Origin of the sequence: Stenotrophomonas sp. GD03877, assembly GCF_029840555.1 — a bacterium.
In the GTDB taxonomy this organism is placed as follows: Bacteria; Pseudomonadota; Gammaproteobacteria; order Xanthomonadales; family Xanthomonadaceae; genus Stenotrophomonas; species Stenotrophomonas geniculata.
The window spans coordinates 1-23,628 of the sequence record NZ_JAOCCT010000003.1; the positions used below are offsets into that span (position 1 = coordinate 1).

Consider the following 23,628-nt stretch of genomic DNA (forward strand, 5'->3'; position numbering starts at 1 on the left):
AACCCTGCCACGTGCGGATGTAGGTGATATCCGTCACCCATGCCTCGTTCGGGCGCGATACGCTGAACTGACACTGGAGCAAATTAGGGATCAAGACATGAGGTTCTGGAGCGGGGATGTGCCGTATGCGATAGCTATGCAGCACGTGCAATCCGTTCACCCGCATCAAGCGGGCAACCCGATGTTTGCTGCATGCCTCCCCTTGCTCCCTCAGGTCGAGAAACACCCTGGGGGCGCCATAAATTCCGTGGCTGGCGGTAAACGACGCACGTATCAAGCGAAGCAACCGCGCATCTTCTTGCTCTCGATCGGAAATCGGATGTTCACGCCATGCGTAGTAGCCGGCTCGAGCAACCCCAAGCAGACGACACATCATCTGGACACTGAACTAGTCCCGATGCGCATCGATGAATTTGTAGGCTTGCCGGGTCTTGCTGGTGATCTTGCCTGCAGACATGACTGTCTCCCAATGCTACCCCAACAGAGGCTAGCTCTGTCTAGGAAATCCTGGGAACTCCAATGCACGGTATGCCAGTGCTGCGCTGAGTTGAGTTGAGAGGAAGGTGTCTCCGACTCGTTCCAGAGCGCCGGTGTTCATGGCCGCGAAGGTATCGAACTGAGAAGGCCGGAGCGTAAAGGCCCGTACCGTCAGGCCGGCGACAGCTACGAGAGGAGTCGTCGTTCTAGGTATATACCTAACCCTTTGGTTTACATCGCCCCGGGAAGCGCCTATGGTGGACTGGACAGGCCAGCACCCGGCTACAGCTTGTCTGCCTGCCAAAGTCTGCTGAATTGATCGAACGCAATGCAGGTGTAATGCCTGCGAAGCTAGAGTGCTGGTTAGCTCCTTCCCCATCCTACGGATAGACGATGTCCATGATCTTGGCTGTTCTTCGAGAAACGCTGGTCGGCGAGCGACGCGTGGCGATGGTCCCATCGCAGGTTTCTAAGTTCTCAAAGTTGGGCTTCACTGTCTCGATGGAGCGAGGAGCGGGTGACGCCGCAAAGTTCCGTGACAGCGACTATGCGGACGTTGAGTTCGCAGACGAGCCAAGGGGCTTGGTCTCAAAAGCGGACATCGTGTTGGCAGTTCAACCGCCGCCGCCCGAGTTGGTGGCGACGATGCGGCCTGGTGCTTGGCTGATGTGCATGGTGTATCCGCAGAAGGTTCCTGAACTGCTGCAAGTTCTGAGGGACGGCCGCATATCTTGTATGGCGCTGGAGTCTGTGCCCCGCATAAGCCGGGCGCAGGCCATGGATGTATTGTCCAGCCAAGCCGCGCTCGCAGGCTACTTGGCCCCGATGATTGGTGCCACCCATCTTCCGCGTATCCTGCCAATGATGACCACCGCGGTTGGTTCGCTGCGCGCGGGCCGTGTCCTGGTAATGGGGCTGGGTGTGGCGGGGCTGCAGGCGTTGGCGACCGCTCACCGACTTGGAGCCATCACGGAAGGCTATGACGTGCGTCCAGAAACGAGGGAACAAGCGCAATCGGTGGGGGCGAAGTTCGTCGAGACTGGCATCGACGCGCGCGGCGAAGGCGGATACGCCCGCCAGCTGACAGCTGCTGAGCAGGCGCAGGCAAGTGCGGTGCTGACCAAGCACATCCAGCAGGCCGATATGATCATCACCACCGCAAATGTGCCAGGCAGGCGCGCGCCGGTACTTGTCACCAAGGCTCAGATCGAGGGCATGAAATCGGGGTCGGTCATCGTCGATCTTGCAGCCGACAGCGGATGCAACTGTGAAGGGGCAATGCCCGGTGGGGAGGTCGAGATCGGCCCCGTTACTGTACTCGCGCCATTCAATGTGCCGTCGCAACTTCCCCAGCACTCCAGCGAACTCTACTGCAGAAACCTATTGGCGCTGCTCGTACTCATGGTCAAGGATGGCGCGATTGCACCGGACATGGATGACGAGGTGGTCGCCGGAACGTTGCTGTCCCATGAGGGAAAGATACTTCCGGCGGCAGCAGCCGCGCTCCTAGAGAAAGAGGTTTGACATGGATTCCCTACTGCTGTCGATGAGCTGGCTAGTCGCACTTTACATCTTCATGCTGGCAGCGTTCACTGGTTATGAGGTGATCGGCAAGGTGCCTTCAATTCTACATACCCCGTTGATGTCAGGATCGAACTTCATACATGGCATTGTCGTTGTTGGAGCGCTGCACGCGCTATTCAACGCGACGAGCGTGACCGGTCAGGTCGTAGGCTTTATCGGTGTCGCTCTTGGTGCGGGCAATGCAGCCGGGGGCTATGTGGTCACCGAGCGGATGCTGGCAATGTTCAAGCCCAGTGAGAAGAAAGCTGCCGCTGCCGGCGAGGGTGGTGCCTAATGGCCGCACTGCTCGTTGCACTCAGTGGTTTCGTGGCTGCGATGCTTTTTGTGATTGGGCTTAAGCGCATGTCCTCGCCGGTAACAGCGTCCCATGGGATTGTGCTGGCAGGCATAGGCATGCTGCTGGCGGTGATTGCCAGCTTTGGCTATCTGGCCGATGTTGATGAGGCCGCGCGTCCGCACCTCGCCACGAACTTGGGGCTCTCTTTCTTGGCGCTCGCGCTGGGCGGGATTCTGGCTTGGCGCAGTGGTCGCAAGGTGGCGGTAACCGGAATGCCGCAGATGGTTGCTCTCTACAACGGCATGGGTGGTGGTTCGGCGGCGGCACTTGCCGCAGTAGAGCTGCTGCGCGGCGGCCACACAGGCGGTAGCCTGCATCTTTCCGTGACCGCATTGGGGGCCCTGATCGGCTCTATCTCGTTGTCCGGTTCAGTGATTGCGTGGGCAAAACTAGATGGGCGTATTAACAAACCCTGGCGTTTCGCCGGTCAACGCGCGCTCAACGGATTGGTGTTTGCTTGCGCCTTGGCAATCGGCGTGTTCTTAGTCATGTGTCCGTCGGTCTCGATCGTTTGGCCGACCCTCTTCTTTGTCGCAGCATTGACGTTCGGCGTCTTGATGACCCTGCCAATCGGCGGTGCAGACATGCCTGTAGTGATTTCACTCTACAACGCGTTCACCGGGCTGGCCGTTGGACTAGAGGGCTTCGCGTTGCAGAATCCTGCACTGATGATTGCCGGCATGGTGGTAGGTTCGGCAGGCACGCTATTGACCTTCATGATGGCGCGCGCAATGAATCGTTCGCTGGCCAACGTCCTGTTCTCTAACTTCGGTGAGAGCGCAGCAACTGGCGATGTGGAAGTGGCCGGTCGCATGACGTCGGTTGACCCTAGTGATGCAGCAGTAAGCATGCGCTACGCGTCCAGCGTGATCATTGTGCCGGGGTACGGGTTAGCCGTGGCTCAGGCGCAGGCCCTCTTGTACGAGCTCGTCAAGCTGCTTCAAGCCGCCGACGTGGACGTAAAGTTCGCGATTCACCCGGTCGCTGGGCGAATGCCAGGCCACATGAACGTGCTGCTTGCTGAAGCGGGGGTTCCATACGATCTCATCTTCGACATGGAAGACATCAACGACAGTTTCCCAGCGACAGACGTGGCGCTGGTCATCGGCGCCAACGACGTGGTAAATCCTGCCGCCCGCAGCGACAAGGGCTCGCCCATCTATGGCATGCCTATCCTTGACGTGGACAAGGCGCATCAGGCCTATGTCATCAAGCGGGGCCAGGGCAAGGGGTATGCTGGCGTTGAGAACTTGCTTTTCTATCAAGACAATTGCGACATGGTCTACGGCGATGCCCAGATCGTGCTAACAAAAATGGTGCAAGCGATCAAAGATCTGGCCGCCTGACCCCCGTTGTGCGCAAATCCTCCCCCCGAACATCACGGAGCAGCAACCATGGCATACGCAACTACCAACCCGTTCACCGGGCAGGTCGTCAAGACTTTCCCTGACGCCACTGACGCCGAAGTAGCACAGACCCTGGAGAAGGCCGACGCCGCGTTCCAAGGCTGGAAGAACACAAGCATCAGCGAGCGTGCATTGGTGCTGCGCAAGGCGGCAGATCTGCTTCGTTCGCGGCATGCAGAGTACGCCGCATTACTCACGTTGGAGATGGGCAAGGTTGCTGCTGAGGCAGAGGCCGAGGTTGAGCTTTCGGCGCAGATCCTTGAGTACTACGTCGAGAACGCAGCGAAGCTGCTTGCTCCCCAGAAGCTGCCGAGCCAGCATCCGTCTTACACAGAAGCTTGGGTGGAGCACGAACCTCAGGGAATCATACTGGCCATTGAGCCGTGGAACTTCCCTTATTACCAAATTGTACGCATTGCTGCCCCACAGCTGGCCGCTGGAAACGTGGTGATTCTTAAGCACGCCTCCAACGTTCCGCAGTGTGCAGCGGCGTTTGACAGGCTTTTTCGCGAGGCGGGATTGCCGGAAGGCGGCTTCACTAACCTCTATGTCAATCGCGCGCAGATCAAGACGATTATCGAAGACCCTCGAGTGCAGGGCGTAGCCTTGACCGGTTCGGAAGGAGCCGGTGCAGTGGTCGCATCGCAGGCCGGCAATGCTCTGAAAAAATCGACCATGGAGCTTGGTGGTGCTGACGCCTTTGTCGTACTGGCCGACGCAGATCTTGACAAGGCAGCCCGCTGGGCGGTAATCGGCCGGCATTGGAATGCGGGCCAGGTGTGTTGCTCGTCCAAGCGAATCATTGTTGTGGATGAGGTCTACGATGCCTTTTTGGACAAATACAAGCGCGGTGTAGCTGAGCTGAAGGCTGGCGACCCGCAGGATTCTGCGACCACGCTCGCACCGCTGTCGTCAAAAAGCGCGGTGCATGATCTGGAGTCGCAGTTGGCGCAAGCGGTGGGACACGGCGCGACAGTCGAGGTGATTGGGGCCGAGGTCCCGAAGACCGGCGCGTTCTTCCAGCCGGTTCTGTTGACAATGGCCGAAAGCAACCCGGCATACCGCTGGGAGTTCTTCGGGCCGGTATCGCAGGTGATCCGTGCCCGAGATGAGGACGATGCGGTCCGCATCGCCAACGACAGCCCCTTCGGTCTTGGCGGCTCGGTGTTTACTCAAAACATTGCCCACGGCGTCGAGGTTGCTAAGCAGATTTCCACGGGCATGGTGTACATCAACCATCCGACTGGGGTGGCGGCCGATCTTCCTTTCGGTGGCGTACGCCGCTCAGGTTATGGGCGCGAGTTGGTAGGCCTTGGCATCAAGGAATTTGTCAACCATAAGCTGATAGCTGTGACTGATATTGACGGAGCATTCTGACCGCCGATCTCTCGTCTCATCTCACTTAGCGCAGGAAGGAAGACCGATGAACAGAACCATGAAAGCGGCTGTTGTTCGCGAGTTCGGCAAGCCACTGGTGATTGAAGAAGTTGTAGTGCCGCGCCCAGCCCCAGGCGACATCCTGGTTAAGATTGAGGCCTGTGGTGTTTGCCACACCGATCTCCACGCTGTGGAAGGAGATTGGCCGGTTAAGCCTGAACCCCCTTTTATCCCTGGGCACGAGGGCGTGGGGCACGTCGTGGCCGTTGGTCAGGGCGTGACCCATATCAAGGAAGGCGATCGCGTTGGTATCCCCTGGCTCTATTCTGCTTGTGGGCATTGTGAGCACTGTCTGGGCGGTTGGGAAACTCTTTGCGAGGCTCAGCAAAACAGTGGGTATTCGGTAAACGGCGGGTTCGCCGAGTACGCGCTGGCAAACGCAGAATACGTAGGACATTTGCCGAAGAACATCGGTTTCGTCGAGATTGCTCCCATTCTTTGCGCTGGGGTTACGGTCTATAAGGGCCTTAAAATGACCGACACCAAGCCTGGAGACTGGGTGGTCATCTCTGGGATCGGCGGGCTGGGGCATATGGCTGTGCAGTACGCCAAGGCGATGGGCCTCAATGTGGCTGCCGTAGACGTAGATGATGCAAAACTTGATCTCGCTCGCAGATTGGGCGCGACCGTAACAGTAAATGCGACGAAACTCGACCCGGTTGCATTTTTGAAAAAGGAGATCGGCGGTGCGCACGGCGCACTGGTCACGGCAGTCTCGCCTAAGGCATTTGAACAGGCCGTTGGCATGGTGCGGCGCGGGGGCACTGTGTCGCTCAATGGGCTGCCGCCAGGCACGTTCCCGCTCGATATCTTCGGCATGGTACTCAACGGGGTGACCGTGCGAGGATCCATCGTCGGCAGTCGTCTGGATCTGCAAGAGTCTCTTGATTTCGCAGAGCAGGGCAAGGTTGCCGCTACCGTGCAAACGGATCGCTTGGAGAATATCAACGACGTCTTCTCGCGAATGCACAAGGGACAGATCGAGGGAAGGGTTGTTCTAGACTTCGCAAGCTAGCAGGTAGCTCGACTTGACGGTATCGCACCTCTGCAGGAAGGCTCTGCGGCGACAAGCGGAGCTGCGGATCTGGCCTCGGCCCCGGTAATCTGGCGACGACAGTCACGAACAAGCAAACACCGACCTCGACATAAATGTGCACTGCACCAGTATTGGTTGTGACAATTATAGGGATTTTGGACTGCCCAGCCTTTCGTAGACATCCGGTTGCCATAATTGATGGCAATGACCGAGGTGTTTATGGGCAACAGCAAGCAGTACACGGATGAGTTCCGTGCCGAAGCGGTGAAGCAGGTGATCGAGCGTGGCTTCACGGTCGTGGATGTCGCCTCCCGGATCGGGATTCCCAAGCACACGTTGTATGGCTGGGTGCAGGCGGCCAAGAAGACGGTACCGGCCCCTGGAGCCACGGTTGCGCCGAGCGACTCGGCCGAGATCCGACGGCTCAAGGCCGAGCTGCGGCGGGTGACCGAGGAGCGCGACATCCTAAAAAAAGCCGCCGCGTACTTTGCCAAGGGGTAAGGGCGAAGTACGCGTTCATGCGCGCGCACGCCCGGGAGTTCCGCTTGGTGGCGATGTGCCGGGTGCTTGGCGTGCAGCGCAGCGGCTACTACGCCTGGCTGCGCCATGGCGCCAGCGCTCGTGAGCGCGAAGATCAGCGTCTGCTGGGGCTGATCAAGCACCACTGGCTGGCCAGCGGCACGGTGTATGGCTATCGCAAGATCACCCTGGACCTGCGCGAGGCCGGCGAGCAATGCAGTCGGCACCGCGTCTTGCGGTTGATGAGGGCAGAAGGTCTGCGTGCCCAAGTCGGCTATGGCCGCAAGCCGCGTCATCGCGGCGGCCCGGCGGGCGTGGTGGCCAACGTGCTCAACCGGGACTTCGGGCCACAGGCACCGAACAAGGTCTGGGTCACGGACATCACCTACATCCGGACCTACGAGGGCTGGCTGTTCCTGGCGGCGGTGATGGACCTGTATTCGCGCCAGATCGTGGGTTGGGCAACCGCTTCGACGATGACCAGCGATCTGGTGCTGCAGGCACTGGTGGCGGCGGCGTGGCGGCGCAAGCCCGGTCCTGGCGTGATGGTGCACTCCGACCAGGGCTGTCAGTTCACCAGCAGCGATTGGCAGTCGTTCCTGAAAGCGCACCGGATGGTGCCGAGCATGAGCCGACGCGGGAACTGCCACGACAACGCCGTGGCCGAGAGTTTCTTCAGCGTCTTGAAGAAGGAGCGGATCAAGCGGCGGATCTACCCGACACGCGCCATGGCGGCATCGGACGTGTTTGACTACATCGAGATGTTCTACAACCCGATCCGCCGGCATGGTTCCGCTGGCGGACTGTCACCGGTAGAGTTTGAAAGGCGCTACGCGCAGAGCGGCGACTGAGTGTCTACAGAACTCTGGCCGGTCCAAACCCATTCGCTTCAGTGCCGAAGCGCGGACCAGAGAGGGTGTTGTTGCCACGAACAAATGTCACGGGGTATTCACGGGAAGACGTGGTTGATTTGGCGATCACCTGTCCATTGGCGTTGGTCGAAGCTTCCACGATGTACGGCAGGTCTTCGCTGCACGTCACACCCAAGTTCTCAGGGTAATTCCCGCCCACAACGTCGTGGGTAGCCACTTCGATGTTGTCAGTGTCCAAGTAGATGTCGCACGTGGACGCGACGACAAATGAGAAATTCATTGTGGTTGATTTGGTCGCAGCGAATGCAGATCCCGACGCCAGTAAAGTTGCTGCTGCTGCGGTTAATAGTGCTGTTTTCATTTACTCTCCTTTTTTAGTGATTGAAGTGTTGCATCACAACCAGAAAAACATAAAGCATCATATTGTCAATACCAAAACTAATAGTTCAGAACCAAACGTACAGAACTGCTGTAAACGCCAGCAACTTTGTAGCGAACCGACGTGGACAACACGCTTCGGAATTCAATCGTGACCACCAATGGCGCGTCGCCAACATCGATGGTCACTTCATCAACCAACGGCTCTCCGGAAAGCGCCGCCGACAATGGGATTTCGTGGTTTCCCCCCGATCGCAAAACCAATTGGCTTGAATCAATTTGCAATGTTCCGGTGGTGGGTTCGTCGCACTCGATAACGTATTGAACGTTCACGCCTCCATCTTGATCCAAGACGGCAAAGTCTTGATTGGGGGTGATCGAACAGTCCGCCCAGGCTGAACCTGAGAACAAAAGCAACGCAATGAGAATCGCTTTCATAAAACCTCCTTGCATTCCAAAATTGGTTTGTCCAGTTCGCTCGACTGCGAGATGGTGATGGCGCAACGACTGCCGTCCTTCTCAATGGTGAGAACATCCCCAACCAATGGGGATTCAAGAACCAATGCCCCACGCATCCCAACGACGGTCTCCTTGCCCAGTACATTGGCCATCTCGATCGGAACCCCGTTGCGCACAACCACGTACTCACGTGTGGTGTTGCTCACAACGTCGAACTGCAGCTTCGCCCCGCCGCCACGCGGAGCCACGGCTTTCTTGCTGAGGCTGTCCAGTTGCACACCGAACGGAAGACTCAGGGCGTCCACCGTCACTGTTTGATCGAACAGTGCTGAGACGTTGGGGACCACAGCCACGCCCAGGGCGTTGGTGGTGACACTCTTGCCCGTGAGTTGAACGCGTGTGTTGGGCATGTTGGGAACACGGATGAGCGCGTACGATCCAAACGGCCTGGACGTGGGCATTACACCGCCCTCCCCGATCCACACCCCACCGTTGGCCCCAAACACAGTGTTGGTTGTGCTGTTATGCAGCAGCAACGTGGACATCGGCAGATCCCAACGCCCCGCTACATAGTGATTGCTTGCGCTTGCGCTTGCGGTCCAGGTCAATCGGCGGTTTTTCAAAGTGGTTGAACCGTTGGCTTGTCCAAACCACTCGCCGTCGTTGAGGTTGACACTGGCCGAGCCGGATCCAAATTGGTAGCGGAACCCAACGTTCACTGTTGTGTCGCGCAAAGACAGATCGTGTTGAGCAAAGGCCGACAGTTCGGCGCGGGAGTTCAACTGCCAACGTGCCTGAGCGGTTAGCATCTGAGTCGATCGATTGGAATAGCGCACATCGCTGTAGTTGAGCGCTGCACTAAAATTATTTTGGCGGTAGGCCACACCGATTGTGGTTTGTGATTCAAGCGCAAAGCGCGACCGCTCGCGATTGAAGTTCCAATAGTCGTCGGTGACATGGGTGTGTGAAGCGGACCACGACAAGCCGTTGGTGCGCCGCTCGTAACCGATGGTGGCGGCCATGCCGTCCCCGCTTGTTGCGATGTCGAAGGTTGCAGCGCCCCAACGCCCAAAGGTCCACAGATTTCCCCACATGGCTGTCCGCCCTGTGGACGTGGCTTGGAACGCAGCGGTGGTGGTCCAGCGGTCGGATACCCCGCGTGCGTACACAGCGTTTGCAGCCAGGTCTGCGTAGTCGCTTCCCAACCCACCGTTGCGCATCAAACCGGCCGAGACTTCCCATTCGCTGCGCCCTTTGACAAGCGCTTTGGGCGTGCTGTAGAACTGGCGAGTTGTCCAGTATTCGCGCCCCAATTCGTCGCGAACAACCATGGAGACAGTGCTTAAGCCAATCGGTGCATTGAGGTTTGCAAACTGATATGGCCCCGGCTGGAACTGTTGTTGGGACGCGCGAACGCTGTTGACGAACACCTCTGCTGTGGAGCGTGTGTCGGCCACCCCGTTGAAGGTGGGTACAGGATAAAAAGCGTCGCTGCTCAATGATCGATCGGTGCCCACGCGAACACCCAGCAAGTTGCGCGACCCCAGCAACGCACCGTTGGGCGTGGCGTTGATGACATCACCGATCTGCACGCGAGTCTGTGAGGCGTACAGATCCTTGCTCCACGTCGTTAAAGAGCGCTCGTGCTTGAGCCCACTGCTTTCGTCATTGAGTTGACCGGCTCCATACAATGTCCCGCCGAGGACGTTGGATCTAATGTCGTAAGACAACGACTGTGTGAAGCCGTACGTATCGCTGTCCTGCGCGCGGTAGTCGTAACCCAGCATTACCCCTTTGGGCGAAGGGCCAACGTCCGTACGCATGCGCGAGGCGGGGTTGTAGTCGCGCGCCGGCAGATACTTTGCGGGCACAAGGATGTTGTAGCTTTGACTGGCTGGATCGAACTGAACATCCGCGTTCAAGTCGGACGGTGACACAGCGTCGCGGTCGGACAACGATACGGGCAACTGAATTCCCCACTGCGCCCAACGTTCTTTGGCAATCAGCAACTGCCCATCGTCGCGAACGTGCAGTTCTTCAACGTCGCTTTTGAGCGACCCATTGATTGATATTGCGGCGATGGTTGTGTCTGAGGCCCATGTGGATTGTGCAAAGCAGACAGCCATCGCCAAGGCGATGACTGACTTGTTCATTTGATGTCCTGGCGTATTCCGTTGACTTCAACCGACACCACACCGTGCGGGAAATCGGGGAGAGCAAACGATCGGGTTTCTCCGGGCAGAACGTAACCCAGCAAGCCACTACGTGTTGCGGATCCCGATGAGGGGGACACCAACCGCGCTGACGCGTCCCCTGTGTTGGTCACCTCAAAGCGATCACCGTTCCAACGGCCAGTCACATTGGCCTTGGCCGATGGCGAACGCCAAATCCACGCCAAGTCTTGTTTGACCAATTTGATCAACCCAACCTCCCCAGGCGTGGGCAATTCGGCCACGCTCACGCGGAAGAACTCTTCGCTTCCAACCTGTTCGGACTTGATGTACCGAATGGATTGGGTAGCCCCTTTTTTCACCGTCACAATCGACGGAGCAAAGCGCACTTTTTCTGACGGCGCTCTGCGGGACACACCGTTTAGAACAGTCAGTTCATCCACAGTGATCTGATACGAACGATCAGGACCATCATTGGAAATCGTCAACACGCCGCTTTTCTCACCTGCGGTGTTGACCTTGAAAACCGGACCAACGGATGCAGCCGATGACACCAATGGAACAAGCGCTAAAGATACGGCCAAAGCAATGTTTTTGATCATTAAATCCCCCATACAAATCAATAATATTTTCAGCTAAACATAAGACCAAACATTGTCAATACGTTTTATTTAGATCCATTGGTTGTGCGCAGCCTTCCATAGTCCAAAGCGACCTTGAATGGCCCAGTGTTGGCGTAACACTGCTGGCTGTCACACCACAACGGCATCTCATTTGGGTCGAACTGTTCGGTGTTGCGCTCGACGGAAACTGATATGGGTAGACCACCCACACCCTCACAGAAAGCGCTGTCGCAATCAGGTTGCACGTATGTGTCACAGCCCAAAAACTCGGCGGCTGAGCCTGACACGAATGGACAGGTCTGTTTAACAGACAGGACCGCGCCCAGGTCGGCGTTTTGAGATTGGGCGCCAAGGGCCAACAATGGGACTGCGGTCAATCCAAAGAATATATTTTTCATATGCGTCTCCTTTCATAGTTGATTAGTGTTTGGTATCCAAAGGGCTGGCCCGCCCCAGGAGAACGTTGAAGAACATCGCCAAGCGGCCAAGTGGTTTGCTGGCTGGCGCAGTGGCCGGGACAGCAGAAGGGCTGGGGGGCGTGGATATGAAGTCGTTGCAGGGCTCCAGCTCGCTCCAATCAATCTTTGCCAGATCGTCTTTGGTTGGAGCTAATGCAAGGTTCCCTTCTTTTTTTTCTTGCTCGCGAACATTCAAACCGGCAAAGGAGTTGAGGTGGCCGTAGTGCGCGGCAACATCAATAGACGTGTAGCCCTCCTTGTCTTTGATCGTTGGCGTCCCACCCACGGCCACAAGCCGTTCGACAAGCTCTTTGTCGTCGTACAAAGCACAGCACCAATGCAACACGGTCATGCCTCTGGCGTCGGACCCAGCCAGGTTGCACTTGTGAATCAAACACAGATCAATGATTTCTTTGGCACGTGCCAGTGCAGCGATTTGCTCTTCTGAGTCCACCTCGGGGCGATCCCCAACGATGGAAGTGAACATGTCAAACACCGCCGCCAGTACGGCATTGGAAAACGAGCTTGGTCCCATACGAACTTCATTGGCGTCCGCCGATGCGATCGGTACGTGTCCGGCCAGACCCAGCCACTTCACTGATTGCATGTTGTCCAGTGGCAGAACGTCCGTAAGCAGTGCGGCGCTTTTGTCCAGCCCAGTGCACTGATCGTGCGGCTCCACCTCGTTGGCCGGCACAAGCAATTGAGCGTGCCAAACTTGCAAATCCGTCTTCAACACGGGTGTAGGGTCTGCATTATTTTCTAAAGCGCTGCGCACACCATTTGGATCCACGGCCAAGATTGCATTGATGAATTTTTGCGTTTCGTGCTTGTTGAATTTTTTATACATACGACTCCTTAGTAAGTGACTACAGTGACGATCCGCTCAGAAGATCCTTCCGGGGTGTTGATTGCAACTTTCTCCTGGACAACCATCGGCTTGCGCATTCCTGACGTGCATTTGTGAATGCCTTGATCGGTTAACACACACGACTCAGCGATGGTCATTGACACCACAAACCGACCACGCGCCTCTTCGGCGACCGCCAACAGCGGAGTCAATAAGATGATTATTGCAATGAGTGTTTTCATAATTTACCCCCGTTTTAATCAATCAAACACATATCCGAACATTGTCAATACCTTTTATTGAGATGTTGCCAAATCGGGCAAGCGATTGAAGCCCGAAGGGGCGCGACAGTGGCGCGCGTCGTAGACCCCAAGCGCGGTCCGCGCAGCGGATGACCCAATAAAAAAGCCCCGGGACGGGGCTTATTCACGAACAGCTGACCAGAAAATCTATTGCAAGTTCTTTCGCAGGATGTAGCGCACAAGAGAAGCTTTGCTGATACCAAAATCCCTCGCCAATTGTTCAACCTGACTGACAACCGGCTTGGCGTCAGAAATAAACCCAATACCCGCACCGCGCACATCATCCAAATGATCTGGATTTGAAGGCTTAGGCTTTTGTGGCTCACAGCCCAGGTTCAAAAACTCATCCCGATCAAAATCAGGGTTCTCAACAAAATCCCAAATGAGTTCGCGCAGCGTACCCGCCATTGTCTTATCAAGCTTTGTCGCACGCGCATCCAAGCGCGCATAATACTCAGCCGTCTCATAAAACATTGCGTACCCGCACGTCTTCGGCGACCACTTACCCGACGGCTTTACACGATGACTTCTTCCCTTTGATTTACCCATTAACCCTCCCGACTTTAGTTTCTAACAATTCTGACTTGGTGAAGAGCTTCCGCCTTCCCGTCCACCCAACCATCTTCATGTAGCGCCGGTTCAATTCCCCCTTAAGCAAATAATCATGAACTCCCTTTGACTGCCAAAACAATTCTCCCGATGCATGCTCCCATTGATAATATGTCTTTCGCGCCATAAATAACCCCCATTTATCCATTCATACAAACACAATTGCAAACAAAGTCAAGATGTTTTATTGAAATCACATCTTGCGCCTAAGATTGGACTTTAATTGTTTGCTCGACAGCGCATTGAAGATAGTTTCGCGTTGCTTTTCGCACTGAGCGTCCATGTACTCGCTCAACAGCGAAACAACTTCATTGCATCCAACAATTTGTGCAACATGAAACGTGGCTTCAACTTCATACAGAGAAACCGGCTTGTCGCTGTTTAAAATGCGCGCCATAAGCTCCACCACCTGGGGCGCAACCTCGCCAGTTAAAAACCCCTCTTTGCACATCAACCACAACACGTTCGGCGGCATTTCCTCGCCAGCGTTGATGAGCGCTCCAACCAAAACGTGCAAGTTGTCGGGTCCAAAGTGGATCATCGACCCAATGGCGTGTTCGCATATGCGGGGCGCACGCCCTGGAAAATCCTCGCAGGCAACGCGCACATACCAGCGCAAAGCGTCAAGATTGTCCGAGTGTGTTGAAATGGCTTTCGACAACAGAATTTCGTTTTTCTCCAAATGTGAGTAGTTCACTGACCCTCCTACAGATCAATCCGACCAAATAATTCAATGAGTGAGAACGCCGTGCCAACGGCCGCAACACCGAGCCCGACAAACAGTGATGGCAGCGTGGCGCCGCGAATTGGCAGGAATTGAACGCAAGCAATGCACGCTCCGCACGTCCAGCAAAACGCTATTTTCATCGCGCCCAGGGTGATCCACACCCCCCACATATCAATGCAGTAGTACAAACAAATTCGGGTTACACAGATCAGCACCAGCCACGGAACCGTTGAAAACGCCACCATCAATACAGACGATTTCCAATTGCGCTTCACACCGTAACGAATGGCTGCAATGAAGTAGAACGCAAAGGCCGCAAGCGACAAAGCGTTGACCACAACCAGATCCATCCACCCAAACATTGTTTACCGCCCTGCTGCGTGTTGAAGATTGCCCACAGCTGTTTCAATTGTGTCGATTTTTTCAAACGCCGCTCCGGCGAAGTGAAGAACGAACAGAGGCAATCCAACATACAAGATGTACTTCGCCAGTTGTTTTTTCATGTAGTTCATATGAGACTCCTTTTGTTGATTTGTATTTTGACTAAAACACACAAACCAACATTGTCAATACCTTTTATTGAGACAAAAAAACCCCCACAGTGTGGGGGTCTGTTGGACTGAGTTATTAAAGCGCGATGTGTGTGGGCTTCCCAGCCTTCAACAACTCCTGCCCCTCGGGGCTTGCTTCAAAATCCACAAGCACTTGAGGCTTTCGCCCGCGTCCACGGTAGTGGAACTGGCTCCCCTGGGCGTTGGCCAGCTTATGCGTGGGAGCGCCCCCACGGACAGCGCGACTGCCATGAGCCTTGTGCTTGGTGTGAACGAACCCAACCATACGCGCCACTTGCGAACGCTGCTCACTGGTCAGCACATCGATATATTTTGTCAGCCCAGCGGTGAGGCTTTCAAAGAATTTGCCAGCTTCCTTCGTGCGTTCTTTGAGCAACTTTTCCTGAAGCGCCTCTTGATGCTTGATGGCGTCGGCAAGCTGCTTTTCAATCTCCGAGACAACAGTGCTCATTGGTGATCCTCTCTCCCTGCCCAATGCAGTGAATTGAATCTATTCAATCAATACCAATTTAGCTAGCTGTCAAATGATCTTTTGTCCGGCCGTTAAGCTTCTGGATTCATTGCAACAAAAAAGCCCCCATTGGGGGCTTGATTGATTTGTCAAAGCGAGCTAATTGGAGCGTCTGGTATGGGAACAACACGTACGTCCCGACCACTGCCGCTGATGAGAACACTTTGGCCCTGGCGCACGCTGACATCCGCGTCCTGGACAATTGAGATGACTTCGGAACGTCCACGGCGGTCCTGCGTGCGGACCACGATTTCATAGCCTCTGTGCCCGCTTACAGCGCGCTGTGCGGCGCCACCGATCAACGCCCCGCCGGCTGCACCAACCACCCGTGCAACATTGCGTGTGTCGCGGTTCTTGCGGCTTGTACGGTCACCGATAGCGGCTCCCACCGCACCACCAACAAACGTTCCGGTGTTCACCTTGGATCGGTCTTCAATCCGCACCTCACGGACCATGAGAACCACACCCTCTTGGATGTTTCGTTGGGACAATGCTTGATCGCGATCAAAGTTCTGCGATGAAGTCTTGGATCCAGCCAATGCAACTCCCGACATTAAACTTAAAGCCACCGCAATTGAAATTAAAGTTGTGCGCATACAATCTCCTGTGTGTGATGATGCCCTCAATCAACCACACTATTGACTTCTGTCAAGCTCTTGCATGCGCATTTGAATTGCCTGAGCGCGAACCAACGCATGAATGGTCTGGTTGTGGCTTATGCTTAAAGCGAACGACTGCTGCAGCTCCTGCGCACGCGGGGCATTCTTTTTCCAGAACTGAACAACGACGCTTGTTCTAATCCGCCAGTCTCGTTCGGACAACACCATAGGGTTCGTGTACCCCATCGGGGTCTTGCCGAACTTGTCTTTGACCAGTGGGTTAGCCCCCAGGGCAAGCAAAGCGTCGGCGACATCGAAGCGTTTGTTGATGACGGCCCAATGCAACGCCGTTCGACCGTTCTCGTCTGTATGCGTGATGAGGTGGTGGTGTGAATGTTTGGCAAGCACACGCACATCTTGAAGTGATAAGTTGTCCATTATTTACCCTTGTGTTTTTCTTACAATTGCAAAAGGGGAGATTTTGTCAAGCAAGAAACTCTAAAAAATCAATTGCTGCTGCACCACTTGCCGTGCCTGGAACCCCACAGACATCTGCGCGAGCGCGCTGTCCATGGTGATGGCATTACCGTTGCCTTCCAGCAGAACATCCTTGATTGGAACGTACCATCGGTTCTCATCGTCGCCTTTGACGTTGAACTCCACGTATTCATCCCGAATGGCCGCAACTTCTATGGGTTGGCGATCGACCCGTGCGCGCTGAACTGATGCAACCACGTCATCCCCCAATCCGAAGCGCTCCGACAGACGCCCCATAAAAACGGTGCACAACACAGGCATGATGGGCGGAATACTCATGTCCAGCAAATCACCGAACTCTTTTGGGAACGATCTGCGGGTGTCACTCGATCCAATACCGTTGCGTGAGATGACTTGGTGGCCTATCTCTTCATCGGTTAGCCGTTCGCACAGCTCCTGCACCTCCAAAGCGCTTTTTGAAGTGGCCTGCCCAAGCAAACGGGCTCTAAAGCGAAGCCCCGTGAGCTTACACACTTCATCCACCATGATCTTCAACGCTTCCTCATCGCGCTTTTGCGCGTAGTCAGCAGCCTTAGCCTTGACGCTGTGAATTAGCGTCATTTCATCGGCAAGTGTTGGCTTGTCCATGCGCCCCCTCACATCTGTGGATGATGATTGGCGTGCCGCCCAGGGCACATCTGACGCAGGACACTGGAAAGTGATACGTTACGTTCTCCACCGTCCAGATAGACTTTGCTTGCGGCCACAGTGTGAATGGCGCCTGTGTCGTTGTGCACAAAGGTCACCACATCGTCTTTCATGGATTGCATTCGCACAGCGTGGTTTTCCCAACTGCCCCGAACAAAGACTTGGGCGTCGCTGGGAAGATTGAAACGGTCACGGACCCGCTCAAGAAAGAGATCACATAACTGCGCGTTCAACAAAGGAATGCTTGTGTCAATCATGTCGCGCATACTTTGAGGCAATGCTGCGCGGGACTGTGGACCAGCGATGCCGGTGTTGGACATGATCTGCCGGCCGATCTCTAAATCACTATAGTCCCCCGATATGTTGTCGAATGCCTCGCGATGACGCTCAACTTTTGACTCAAACAATTTCAACCGCAAGTTCAATCCGGCCAACTCTTTGATTTGGTCAACCATTCCTTCCAACGACGGGGCATTGCCGTCCTTGTCGTAGACGGCGGACAGGCGGACAATCTCGCTTTCAAGAAGTCGCTGCGTTTCTTTCGCGCTTGCATACCACATCACGCCACCTCCATTTCAGTCTTCTGTGGGCGGCGCACGACTTGAATGGTGGGCTTAGGTGACTCTTCACTGGACGGCCGCACTTCGTCTTCGTCGCGCTCCATTTCAAACGCCTTGCGCGTGTACTCTTTGACGTTGTAGTACGTCGCGATCTTTTCGGCCTCGGCAAACGCCGTGAAGATCAAAGAGTGGTCGTTTTTCAGAACCTTGATCCACGACTGCAAGTAAGCAATGTGGTTGCCTGGGTCATAGTCTTGATCGACAGACAAGCCCAAACGGTCGGCCACGATCAGAGAAAAGCATTCTGCGATCAACTCTTCTTTTGCGTACTTCTCCGAACCAAACTTGCCGCTTAGATCGCGCCCCAATCGTGTGGGGTGGGCGCTGGCGTGTCCCGTCTCATGCAACGCGGTAGCGTAGAACCCTTCCATCGTGCGGAACTGTTCTTTGGTCGGCAGTTGCACGTAGTCCTGCGCGACGGTGTAGTACGCCGCGTTGCCGCCGTAGCGGTAGGTAACCCCGCTGTCTTTCATCAGACGCTCGGCTTGCTCGTGGCTCCACTCCACCGGCTTGGGTATTTTCGCCTCGCGTATGGGCAAGCCATCGCACTGTTCGCTGTTGAACACCGCCGATGTAATCAGTGCAATTTTCTGCCGCCCGTTCTCGTCAAGAACGGGGTTTCCTTGCTTGTCAGATACATTGATGACTCGTACGACCTTTGACGACTTCTCTCCTTTGCGTACCGTGCCGCCCAGGGCTTTGGCCTGGTTGAAGGTCAACCACCCGTTGCTTTGGAAGCCGCGCGCCGCCTGGGCCATCATCAGCATCATCACGTTGCTGCCGTGGTAGGTGTTTCCTCGGGCGTAGTTGTAGGGCAGGCTTCCAAATGCTCCTGTCGAACTGTGCTGTTTCCAATCGCGTCGCCAGGGGATCACACCCTGTTGCATTTGCTCGATGATGTATTCAGCGGCAATGCTTCGTGCTTCGTCTTGCTTACTCATTGCCACCTCACATTGTCATTGTTTGCTCTGTCTTCGCCGCTCCATTGAGTTTTCTAGCCGCTGCATTTTTGACGGCCTTACCCACTTCTTTGCTGGGCTTGTCGGCCACGTGGATCACCTGAATCTTGTCGTCCACAAACGACTGCACAGGATCGGGTTGTGCCTGCTCTTGCTCGGCGGGCTTTACAGTGGGCTGGAACGCCTGTGATGTCTCTTGCTTCCACACTTTGGAGCGCACAGGCTCGTGTTGGATTTCGGGAACGCCAATGGTCTTCAAAATGGCTTCTGCAGCTTTGCCTGCGCGAAGCAACTCTTGCCAGTTGGGCCGGCTGTCAATGTAGTTTTGTGTCCAACCGCTGTCGTCGGGTTCGTAGGTCATGCCCAAACGACTTGCGATCTGCAACAGCGCCAGTTGGCGCCCCAAGCGGTACTGGCTGTCTTGCTCGCTGCCCTGCTCACCCGGTTGCACGCCTTGGTAGCGGCTGGGGTGCGTGGCCCAATCGGTCAGAACGAACATCAGATCGTGGTAGTACGCGCTCTTTCCGTCAGGATGCTTGGAGGTGTATTCCGACTGAGGGCGCATGTACAAAGTGTCTGTCTTGCGCTCGTAATAGGGTGCGTTCATCGGATCGAACGAGATTTTTGCGCCGGTCTTAGCAATCAGTTCATCCAAGAATGTGTCGCGGCTTTCGGCCTTGCCCTGCCAGGCGAACGTTTGCTGGGTCAGCGGCAAATTTTTGATCTGATCGCCGTTGAAGCACACAGACATCACGGACTTGATTTCACCGTCTTCTTGCTTATAGGTGCTTTCAATCTTTGTGGCTTTGCTTTCGCCTTTGGCGATGTAGTAGCCATTTTTTTTGATCTGCTCAGACTTCATGTAGATAGGACTGGTGAATCCACGATCGAGCGCAACGGTCATCAGTTGCAGTGCATTGAAGTCTTTGAATGGGTAACCACTTGCCCCAATCGGCCAACCGCCTATGACGGGCAGTGGCTTCTCGTTTTCATTAAAGCCGTAGTCCAAGATGGACCGGCGCTCTCTAAGTTGGTCGTAAAACCGCTCCGCAATGTCCTGCTTCAATTCGTTTGCTGCGCTCATAACCGTGTCTCCAAGTTGATAGAAATGCTTACCCCTTTTTCAAGTGCTTGCCGTATGCGGTAAAGAACTTCATCAACTGTGAGAAGTTGCACGCTTGCGTCGTCAAAGTCGTGGTGCAAGAGAATTCTTAAGTCACCACCGACTTTGTACACAGCGAAACGCTCCGCTGCGATAAGATCGTCCCACCAGTCCTCTTCATCTTGATTCATATCTCTTCCGCATTCGCAAAGTAAAATCATTAAACGTGCGGAAAATTGAAAGTCAAGCTTTTCTGAAAAAATCAAAATTCAGAAATAAAAAAAGGGCCGCATTCGTGCGGCCCTTCGCTTATCATCGCCATGGGTTTCATTGATTGAGCCCCCTGGGCACGGCGTGGTGATTCAACGTGCGCAAAAGGTTGAGGGCATAGCCTTGACGGGCTGTCCTGAAAACACATTCAAGCAATTGCACGTCCAATTCGGGGGTGGTCTTCCCGTGTCCAATCTTGCAGTCATAACGCTGCAAGATAAGAGCATCCCAGGTGACGTTGCCGTCCGGCGCGTGATTGGACAGGTGACAGAACCCACGCGCTACCCACTGTGCTTTTTCCAACAGTTCATCACCATCAACAATGATGTGGCTGAACGCCGCGCAAAACGCTTCTTCAATGTCTTTGTTGGTGTCCATATTAAAAGCTCCACTGTTCGTCGGTGAAGTCCTTATCCGACACTGTAATAAGAATGGGTTCGCCGTCGGCAACCTTGGGTGTATCAATCACGGATGGAGCGCTTTTTGTGGGCGCACGCACAATGATTTCGCCGGATGGAAGCTCCCAGGACAGATCCGCAGGAATGCGTGCGCGCACACAGTTGACCTGGACCCCCGCAATACGCTTTGTGTCTCCACGCACGGACTGTGGCCGTTCAAACCCTGGCATTTGCCAAAATCGCGTCCAGAATTGTGCCGGACTCAAGACATGACGGCCATCGCCCTCAGAGAATTTGGCGTATGAGTTGTAGATATCGCTCTTAGGTGTCAATGTGCTTGCGTCAGGAACAATTCCACAGTAATCACGCCACGCGCCCACACAGTCGTTCTTGCTGCGAATTGACTGTTTAAAGATCTTCGTTGCTTCGGGCCATTCATCTTCGGGCAGAAAACCGCCGCGTTGAACAATGCGACTGACCCCTTCCAGAAGCCAATCGAGAACAATGTGCGCTTCATCTTTCAGGATGCGTTCCGCAAGATTTGGGACTTTGATGTATGTTCCATGCCGCTGGTTCCACTTGACCACGCACAAGCGGCGGTACACACCGTCGGTTGCATCGGTAATCATTGGCTCATAGTTGGAACTAACGATGTGGCAGGACGTGTTCACGAACTCAATCATGTCGCGATACAAGAATTTGGCGGTCAGCAAATCTCCGCCGCTGAGCGCTTTGAAAGCTTCTTGATTGATACCGCGCGCCCCATTCGTCACTTCTGGCGTGAAGATCAAGCTAGCGTTCACGCAACTGGCGAGCGCTTGGGGGTCGCCACATTTATCCAGCCAGATTTGCGCCGTGCGGTGGTGGAAGCCACGAATAATGGAGGACATCACCCCTTTACCATTGCCCCCCGTTCCCACCCACCACCAGACCAGCTGATGGGGACCAGGAATAAGCGTCAAGGCGCACTGCTCTTGCACCAGGTCACGAATGTCCAGGTCTGGCAAAGCGCTTGCAAGAAAGCGCCCAAACATTGAGTTTGCAGGAACGGCTTGAGGTGTATGGCGCTTGTTGTATGAGGTGCTGACGGTGGCGTTTACGCCAAACGTAAGCCCGAACTTCTTGTCCGCTGGCAGGACGGTAACCGCACCGTTCTTCTCAACGTGCAGGTACCCGTTTTTTGCGGCAATGACAATCTTGTCTGCATCCAACTTAGGCAGTGGATCCAGCATGTTCGTGGCAAACTTGAAGCAATCAGTTGCAGCCGAATTGGTGGCCTTGTCGGGCATATGCTTGAACAAGAAATCGGTTGCCAGAGCCGTTCCGTCAGCTTGCGAAACGGTGTCCCAGAACACGCCATTCCATTTGTACGCCATCCCATTGGCTTTCGCCCAATCTCCACACGCACCACTATTGATGTAGCTCACCCAATTCCAGGCGGGGGTATTAGATGGGATGATGTTCGCGCTGTTGATTTTCTTGATTTTCGGTTGGCCAGCTTTGGGTTTGACTTGTTTCGCAACCGTGGGCACAGGGGTTGACACACCTGCATTATTTGATACGTTGATTTTAGACATATTTTTACTCCTATATGAATACCTCTTTGAAAACCGATCGGTTGCAGCCGTTCGGTTTTTTTATGCGTTCTTTGCCGACTCAAACAACCAGCAGTCTCGGACCGCAAGATCAGTGAGTTCACGGATGTACTCTGAAACCGTCAATCCACTGCGTTGCGCCACGTCTTCCAATAGCGCCAACTTCTCCTGGTCAAACCGAAATGTCCGGTTGACTTTCTGCGGCCGTGCGCGGCGACGGTAGGGTTTTCTCTTCTTTGTGATCTTGAATTGCAAAACCTCGCCCATTTGAACCTCCATTTTTAAGTAAATACAATTTAGTTCTAATTTATTTTTTTGTCTTGTCAAGCATATTTTGCAATGCAAAATTCAAAACCCTTACACCACAATGAATTTGCCATGTTCCGCCAATCATTTTTTTGCCAAAATATTCATCATTTGAACTGACTTCTAATCGCCAATTTGAATTTCCCTTTCAAAGCCTTATAGCACAAGGGTTAGACGGGATTTTCTGCCAAATTTTGCAATACAAATTATTGCGTGAGTAGGGTGTTGAGTAGGGTGTTGAGTAGGGTCTTTTGGAACCACCCTACTCAGCCAAAACCATTGATATATAAGGGTCTTAATCTTTTTGAGTAGGGTGAGTAGGGTAAAACAAATAAAAGTTTAATATGAGAACACAATTTTAGCTTATGTGTCATTTTTTCCTTAAATATTTCTCAACAACCACCCTACTCACTTACTCAGCACCGACAGCCCTACTGCCCCAATGATTTCGGTGAGTAGGGTCACATTCCATTGGCCCTACTCAATGAATAATTTGTATTGCGTTTTTTAGACGCCCCTTGCTTTCAATCAAACATCAGACGGCCAATACACCTTCACATCCGCCGCTGCTTTGCGCTTTCTGCATCTTTCATTTCAACCTGCTCCATGATTTTCCGCTCCATTCGCTCGCTCAAGATTTTCTGCGCGTCATTCGTGTAGTACGAGTCAGCAATCTGCTCCGGCATGCGCTCGTAGTCATCCAGCGCATGCAAATCCGCGCCGTTGTCCAGAAGAAAGTTGATTGTCTCGCTGTCAGGAAACAAGAACGCAGCATGCAACGGGGTATAACCGAGATATTCGCAATGCAAGTTGACATCAGCGCCGTACGACATTAGCAACTTCATTGTCTTGATATCCCGCTGCCTCACTGCCATGTGCAAAGCGGCGTGACCTGGGTAATCCATGTCACTCAATGACGCGCACGTATTTGGATCCACCCCCATCTTGAGAACATCCTCAAGCCCCCACTGATCATTGCGGGTGCAGTAGTGAACCATTGTGTAGCCACAAGAAAATACAATGTTTGTGTTCGCCCCGTATCGAACCAAAATCTCCAGCGACTCCATTTTCCTGCACTTGAAAGCTAGCTCCACAAGACTGCGAAGGTCACCTTCTTTGTAGTAGGTTGAATCTGGGTCAACGCCGAGCTTCAATCTCTTTTCAAGCAGATCCAAATTACCCCTAAAAACAGCCAGTCCCAGGACCGACTTGCCGCGCTTGTTATAGTTCTCCATTTCCTATCTCCACTTTTGCCCGCTGGGCGAT

29 protein-coding genes are annotated in these 23,628 nt (G+C 54.4%); 6 read left to right on the forward strand and 23 right to left on the reverse strand.

The features are described from left to right. A partial coding sequence (locus tag N5D20_RS02415) for an IS3 family transposase (protein ID WP_279914513.1) occupies window positions 1-373 on the reverse strand: 373 nt, incomplete at its 3' end. 497 nt (window positions 374-870) lie between these two features. Between N5D20_RS02415 and N5D20_RS02420 the strand changes: the two genes are divergently transcribed. The 6 genes from N5D20_RS02420 (at window position 871) to N5D20_RS02445 (ending at window position 7,647) form a co-directional block, all read left to right on the forward strand. After that, complete coding sequence (locus N5D20_RS02420) at window positions 871-2,001, forward strand: NAD(P) transhydrogenase subunit alpha (protein ID WP_279914514.1); 1,131 nt, start codon at window positions 871-873, stop codon at window positions 1,999-2,001. Window position 2,002: 1 nt separating this feature from the next. Beyond that, a complete protein-coding gene (locus N5D20_RS02425) occupies window positions 2,003-2,335 on the forward strand; it encodes an NAD(P) transhydrogenase subunit alpha (RefSeq protein ID WP_279914515.1) in 333 nt (110 codons plus the stop codon). Then, window positions 2,335-3,744 carry an NAD(P)(+) transhydrogenase (Re/Si-specific) subunit beta gene (locus tag N5D20_RS02430; protein WP_279914516.1) on the forward strand — a complete coding sequence of 470 codons (1,410 nt, stop codon included), beginning with the start codon at window positions 2,335-2,337 and terminating at the stop codon, window positions 3,742-3,744. Before N5D20_RS02425 ends, N5D20_RS02430 begins: the two co-directional genes overlap by 1 nt. Window positions 3,745-3,792: 48 nt before the next feature. Beyond that, window positions 3,793-5,181 (forward strand): NAD-dependent succinate-semialdehyde dehydrogenase, encoded by a 1,389-nt coding sequence (locus N5D20_RS02435; protein WP_279914517.1) that lies wholly within the window; start codon window positions 3,793-3,795, stop codon window positions 5,179-5,181. Window positions 5,182-5,227: 46 nt separating this feature from the next. Then, a complete protein-coding gene (adhP, locus tag N5D20_RS02440; protein ID WP_279914518.1) occupies window positions 5,228-6,256 on the forward strand; it encodes an alcohol dehydrogenase AdhP in 1,029 nt (342 codons plus the stop codon). Between the two features lie 240 nt (window positions 6,257-6,496). Beyond that, a protein-coding gene (locus N5D20_RS02445) for an IS3 family transposase (protein ID WP_229767007.1) occupies window positions 6,497-7,647 on the forward strand; the annotation gives its coding sequence in 2 pieces (ribosomal slippage) (window positions 6,497-6,743 and window positions 6,743-7,647; 1,152 coding nt in all). A 4-nt stretch (window positions 7,648-7,651) separates the two neighbouring features. On the opposite strand, the gene N5D20_RS02450 is transcribed toward N5D20_RS02445, so the two are convergent. From N5D20_RS02450 to N5D20_RS02555, 22 genes are all read right to left on the reverse strand, one after another. Further along, window positions 7,652-8,029, reverse strand: coding sequence for a hypothetical protein (locus N5D20_RS02450; protein ID WP_279914519.1), 378 nt, complete (start codon window positions 8,027-8,029; stop codon window positions 7,652-7,654). Window positions 8,030-8,106: 77 nt separating this feature from the next. Next, window positions 8,107-8,484, reverse strand: coding sequence for a hypothetical protein (locus N5D20_RS02455; RefSeq protein WP_279914520.1), 378 nt, complete (start codon window positions 8,482-8,484; stop codon window positions 8,107-8,109). Beyond that, window positions 8,481-10,658: a fimbria/pilus outer membrane usher protein gene (locus N5D20_RS02460; RefSeq protein ID WP_279914521.1), complete on the reverse strand. Its 2,178-nt coding sequence runs from the start codon at window positions 10,656-10,658 to the stop codon at window positions 8,481-8,483. Before N5D20_RS02460 ends, N5D20_RS02455 begins: the two co-directional genes overlap by 4 nt. Beyond that, window positions 10,655-11,278 (reverse strand): hypothetical protein, encoded by a 624-nt coding sequence (locus N5D20_RS02465; RefSeq protein ID WP_279914522.1) that lies wholly within the window; start codon window positions 11,276-11,278, stop codon window positions 10,655-10,657. The genes N5D20_RS02460 and N5D20_RS02465 overlap by 4 nt, the downstream gene beginning before the upstream one ends. 441 nt (window positions 11,279-11,719) lie before the next feature. Continuing rightward, window positions 11,720-12,607 (reverse strand): hypothetical protein, encoded by an 888-nt coding sequence (locus N5D20_RS02470; RefSeq protein WP_279914523.1) that lies wholly within the window; start codon window positions 12,605-12,607, stop codon window positions 11,720-11,722. An 8-nt stretch (window positions 12,608-12,615) separates the two neighbouring features. Continuing rightward, window positions 12,616-12,849, reverse strand: a complete 234-nt coding sequence (locus tag N5D20_RS02475) for a hypothetical protein (protein WP_279914524.1) — start codon at window positions 12,847-12,849, stop codon at window positions 12,616-12,618. 207 nt (window positions 12,850-13,056) lie between these two features. Further along, window positions 13,057-13,383 carry a hypothetical protein gene (locus tag N5D20_RS02480; RefSeq protein ID WP_279914525.1) on the reverse strand — a complete coding sequence of 109 codons (327 nt, stop codon included), beginning with the start codon at window positions 13,381-13,383 and terminating at the stop codon, window positions 13,057-13,059. Window positions 13,384-13,711: 328 nt separating this feature from the next. Next, window positions 13,712-14,215 carry a hypothetical protein gene (locus tag N5D20_RS02485; protein ID WP_279914527.1) on the reverse strand — a complete coding sequence of 168 codons (504 nt, stop codon included), beginning with the start codon at window positions 14,213-14,215 and terminating at the stop codon, window positions 13,712-13,714. 8 nt (window positions 14,216-14,223) lie between these two features. Next, a complete protein-coding gene (locus tag N5D20_RS02490; RefSeq protein ID WP_279914528.1) occupies window positions 14,224-14,595 on the reverse strand; it encodes a hypothetical protein in 372 nt (123 codons plus the stop codon). A gap of 15 nt (window positions 14,596-14,610) precedes the next feature. Further along, window positions 14,611-14,757: a hypothetical protein gene (locus tag N5D20_RS02495; RefSeq protein WP_160314192.1), complete on the reverse strand. Its 147-nt coding sequence runs from the start codon at window positions 14,755-14,757 to the stop codon at window positions 14,611-14,613. Between the two features lie 115 nt (window positions 14,758-14,872). Beyond that, window positions 14,873-15,268 (reverse strand): hypothetical protein, encoded by a 396-nt coding sequence (locus N5D20_RS02500; protein ID WP_279914529.1) that lies wholly within the window; start codon window positions 15,266-15,268, stop codon window positions 14,873-14,875. A gap of 149 nt (window positions 15,269-15,417) precedes the next feature. Further along, on the reverse strand, window positions 15,418-15,924 hold the full coding sequence (locus N5D20_RS02505; RefSeq protein WP_279914531.1) for a glycine zipper 2TM domain-containing protein: 507 nt from the start codon (window positions 15,922-15,924) through the stop codon (window positions 15,418-15,420). 39 nt (window positions 15,925-15,963) lie between these two features. Next, a complete protein-coding gene (locus N5D20_RS02510; RefSeq protein ID WP_279914532.1) occupies window positions 15,964-16,365 on the reverse strand; it encodes an ankyrin repeat domain-containing protein in 402 nt (133 codons plus the stop codon). Window positions 16,366-16,425: 60 nt separating this feature from the next. Then, the gene (locus N5D20_RS02515; RefSeq protein ID WP_279914533.1) at window positions 16,426-17,052 is read right to left on the reverse strand and encodes a hypothetical protein; all 627 of its coding nucleotides are present in this window, start codon (window positions 17,050-17,052) and stop codon (window positions 16,426-16,428) included. A gap of 8 nt (window positions 17,053-17,060) precedes the next feature. Beyond that, complete coding sequence (locus N5D20_RS02520) at window positions 17,061-17,672, reverse strand: hypothetical protein (RefSeq protein ID WP_279914535.1); 612 nt, start codon at window positions 17,670-17,672, stop codon at window positions 17,061-17,063. After that, on the reverse strand, window positions 17,672-18,673 hold the full coding sequence (locus tag N5D20_RS02525) for a zincin-like metallopeptidase domain-containing protein (RefSeq protein ID WP_279914536.1): 1,002 nt from the start codon (window positions 18,671-18,673) through the stop codon (window positions 17,672-17,674). Before N5D20_RS02525 ends, N5D20_RS02520 begins: the two co-directional genes overlap by 1 nt. Window positions 18,674-18,680: 7 nt before the next feature. Next, window positions 18,681-19,775, reverse strand: coding sequence for a zincin-like metallopeptidase domain-containing protein (locus tag N5D20_RS02530; protein ID WP_279914537.1), 1,095 nt, complete (start codon window positions 19,773-19,775; stop codon window positions 18,681-18,683). Continuing rightward, complete coding sequence (locus N5D20_RS02535) at window positions 19,772-19,984, reverse strand: hypothetical protein (protein ID WP_049446955.1); 213 nt, start codon at window positions 19,982-19,984, stop codon at window positions 19,772-19,774. Before N5D20_RS02535 ends, N5D20_RS02530 begins: the two co-directional genes overlap by 4 nt. Before the next feature lie 136 nt (window positions 19,985-20,120). Beyond that, on the reverse strand, window positions 20,121-20,441 hold the full coding sequence (locus N5D20_RS02540) for a hypothetical protein (RefSeq protein ID WP_164082606.1): 321 nt from the start codon (window positions 20,439-20,441) through the stop codon (window positions 20,121-20,123). Between the two features lies 1 nt (window position 20,442). Continuing rightward, the gene (locus N5D20_RS02545; RefSeq protein ID WP_279914540.1) at window positions 20,443-22,038 is read right to left on the reverse strand and encodes a DUF5906 domain-containing protein; all 1,596 of its coding nucleotides are present in this window, start codon (window positions 22,036-22,038) and stop codon (window positions 20,443-20,445) included. 60 nt (window positions 22,039-22,098) lie between these two features. Next, the gene (locus N5D20_RS02550) at window positions 22,099-22,323 is read right to left on the reverse strand and encodes a hypothetical protein (protein WP_049446959.1); all 225 of its coding nucleotides are present in this window, start codon (window positions 22,321-22,323) and stop codon (window positions 22,099-22,101) included. A gap of 593 nt (window positions 22,324-22,916) precedes the next feature. After that, on the reverse strand, window positions 22,917-23,597 hold the full coding sequence (locus N5D20_RS02555; protein WP_279914542.1) for an ankyrin repeat domain-containing protein: 681 nt from the start codon (window positions 23,595-23,597) through the stop codon (window positions 22,917-22,919). Between the last annotated feature and the right edge of the window lie 31 nt (window positions 23,598-23,628).

What these genes read in the sequence shown, in the direction of transcription:
- N5D20_RS02420 (WP_279914514.1), top strand. Translation starts at nt 871, where the DNA reads ATGTCCATGATCTTGGCTGTTCTTCGAGAAACGCTGGTCGGCGAGCGA.
- N5D20_RS02425 (WP_279914515.1), top strand. Translation starts at nt 2,003, where the DNA reads ATGGATTCCCTACTGCTGTCGATGAGCTGGCTAGTCGCACTTTACATC.
- N5D20_RS02430 (WP_279914516.1), top strand. Translation starts at nt 2,335, where the DNA reads ATGGCCGCACTGCTCGTTGCACTCAGTGGTTTCGTGGCTGCGATGCTT.
- N5D20_RS02435 (WP_279914517.1), top strand. Translation starts at nt 3,793, where the DNA reads ATGGCATACGCAACTACCAACCCGTTCACCGGGCAGGTCGTCAAGACT.
- adhP (WP_279914518.1), top strand. Translation starts at nt 5,228, where the DNA reads ATGAACAGAACCATGAAAGCGGCTGTTGTTCGCGAGTTCGGCAAGCCA.
- N5D20_RS02450 (WP_279914519.1), bottom strand. Translation starts at nt 8,029, where the DNA reads ATGAAAACAGCACTATTAACCGCAGCAGCAGCAACTTTACTGGCGTCG.
- N5D20_RS02455 (WP_279914520.1), bottom strand. Translation starts at nt 8,484, where the DNA reads ATGAAAGCGATTCTCATTGCGTTGCTTTTGTTCTCAGGTTCAGCCTGG.
- N5D20_RS02460 (WP_279914521.1), bottom strand. Translation starts at nt 10,658, where the DNA reads ATGAACAAGTCAGTCATCGCCTTGGCGATGGCTGTCTGCTTTGCACAA.
- N5D20_RS02465 (WP_279914522.1), bottom strand. Translation starts at nt 11,278, where the DNA reads ATGATCAAAAACATTGCTTTGGCCGTATCTTTAGCGCTTGTTCCATTG.
- N5D20_RS02470 (WP_279914523.1), bottom strand. Translation starts at nt 12,607, where the DNA reads ATGTATAAAAAATTCAACAAGCACGAAACGCAAAAATTCATCAATGCA.
- N5D20_RS02475 (WP_279914524.1), bottom strand. Translation starts at nt 12,849, where the DNA reads ATGAAAACACTCATTGCAATAATCATCTTATTGACTCCGCTGTTGGCG.
- N5D20_RS02480 (WP_279914525.1), bottom strand. Translation starts at nt 13,383, where the DNA reads ATGTTTTATGAGACGGCTGAGTATTATGCGCGCTTGGATGCGCGTGCG.
- N5D20_RS02490 (WP_279914528.1), bottom strand. Translation starts at nt 14,595, where the DNA reads ATGGATCTGGTTGTGGTCAACGCTTTGTCGCTTGCGGCCTTTGCGTTC.
- N5D20_RS02495 (WP_160314192.1), bottom strand. Translation starts at nt 14,757, where the DNA reads ATGAACTACATGAAAAAACAACTGGCGAAGTACATCTTGTATGTTGGA.
- N5D20_RS02500 (WP_279914529.1), bottom strand. Translation starts at nt 15,268, where the DNA reads ATGAGCACTGTTGTCTCGGAGATTGAAAAGCAGCTTGCCGACGCCATC.
- N5D20_RS02505 (WP_279914531.1), bottom strand. Translation starts at nt 15,924, where the DNA reads ATGCGCACAACTTTAATTTCAATTGCGGTGGCTTTAAGTTTAATGTCG.
- N5D20_RS02510 (WP_279914532.1), bottom strand. Translation starts at nt 16,365, where the DNA reads ATGGACAACTTATCACTTCAAGATGTGCGTGTGCTTGCCAAACATTCA.
- N5D20_RS02515 (WP_279914533.1), bottom strand. Translation starts at nt 17,052, where the DNA reads ATGGACAAGCCAACACTTGCCGATGAAATGACGCTAATTCACAGCGTC.
- N5D20_RS02520 (WP_279914535.1), bottom strand. Translation starts at nt 17,672, where the DNA reads ATGTGGTATGCAAGCGCGAAAGAAACGCAGCGACTTCTTGAAAGCGAG.
- N5D20_RS02525 (WP_279914536.1), bottom strand. Translation starts at nt 18,673, where the DNA reads ATGAGTAAGCAAGACGAAGCACGAAGCATTGCCGCTGAATACATCATC.
- N5D20_RS02530 (WP_279914537.1), bottom strand. Translation starts at nt 19,775, where the DNA reads ATGAGCGCAGCAAACGAATTGAAGCAGGACATTGCGGAGCGGTTTTAC.
- N5D20_RS02535 (WP_049446955.1), bottom strand. Translation starts at nt 19,984, where the DNA reads ATGAATCAAGATGAAGAGGACTGGTGGGACGATCTTATCGCAGCGGAG.
- N5D20_RS02540 (WP_164082606.1), bottom strand. Translation starts at nt 20,441, where the DNA reads ATGGACACCAACAAAGACATTGAAGAAGCGTTTTGCGCGGCGTTCAGC.
- N5D20_RS02545 (WP_279914540.1), bottom strand. Translation starts at nt 22,038, where the DNA reads ATGTCTAAAATCAACGTATCAAATAATGCAGGTGTGTCAACCCCTGTG.
- N5D20_RS02550 (WP_049446959.1), bottom strand. Translation starts at nt 22,323, where the DNA reads ATGGGCGAGGTTTTGCAATTCAAGATCACAAAGAAGAGAAAACCCTAC.
- N5D20_RS02555 (WP_279914542.1), bottom strand. Translation starts at nt 23,597, where the DNA reads ATGGAGAACTATAACAAGCGCGGCAAGTCGGTCCTGGGACTGGCTGTT.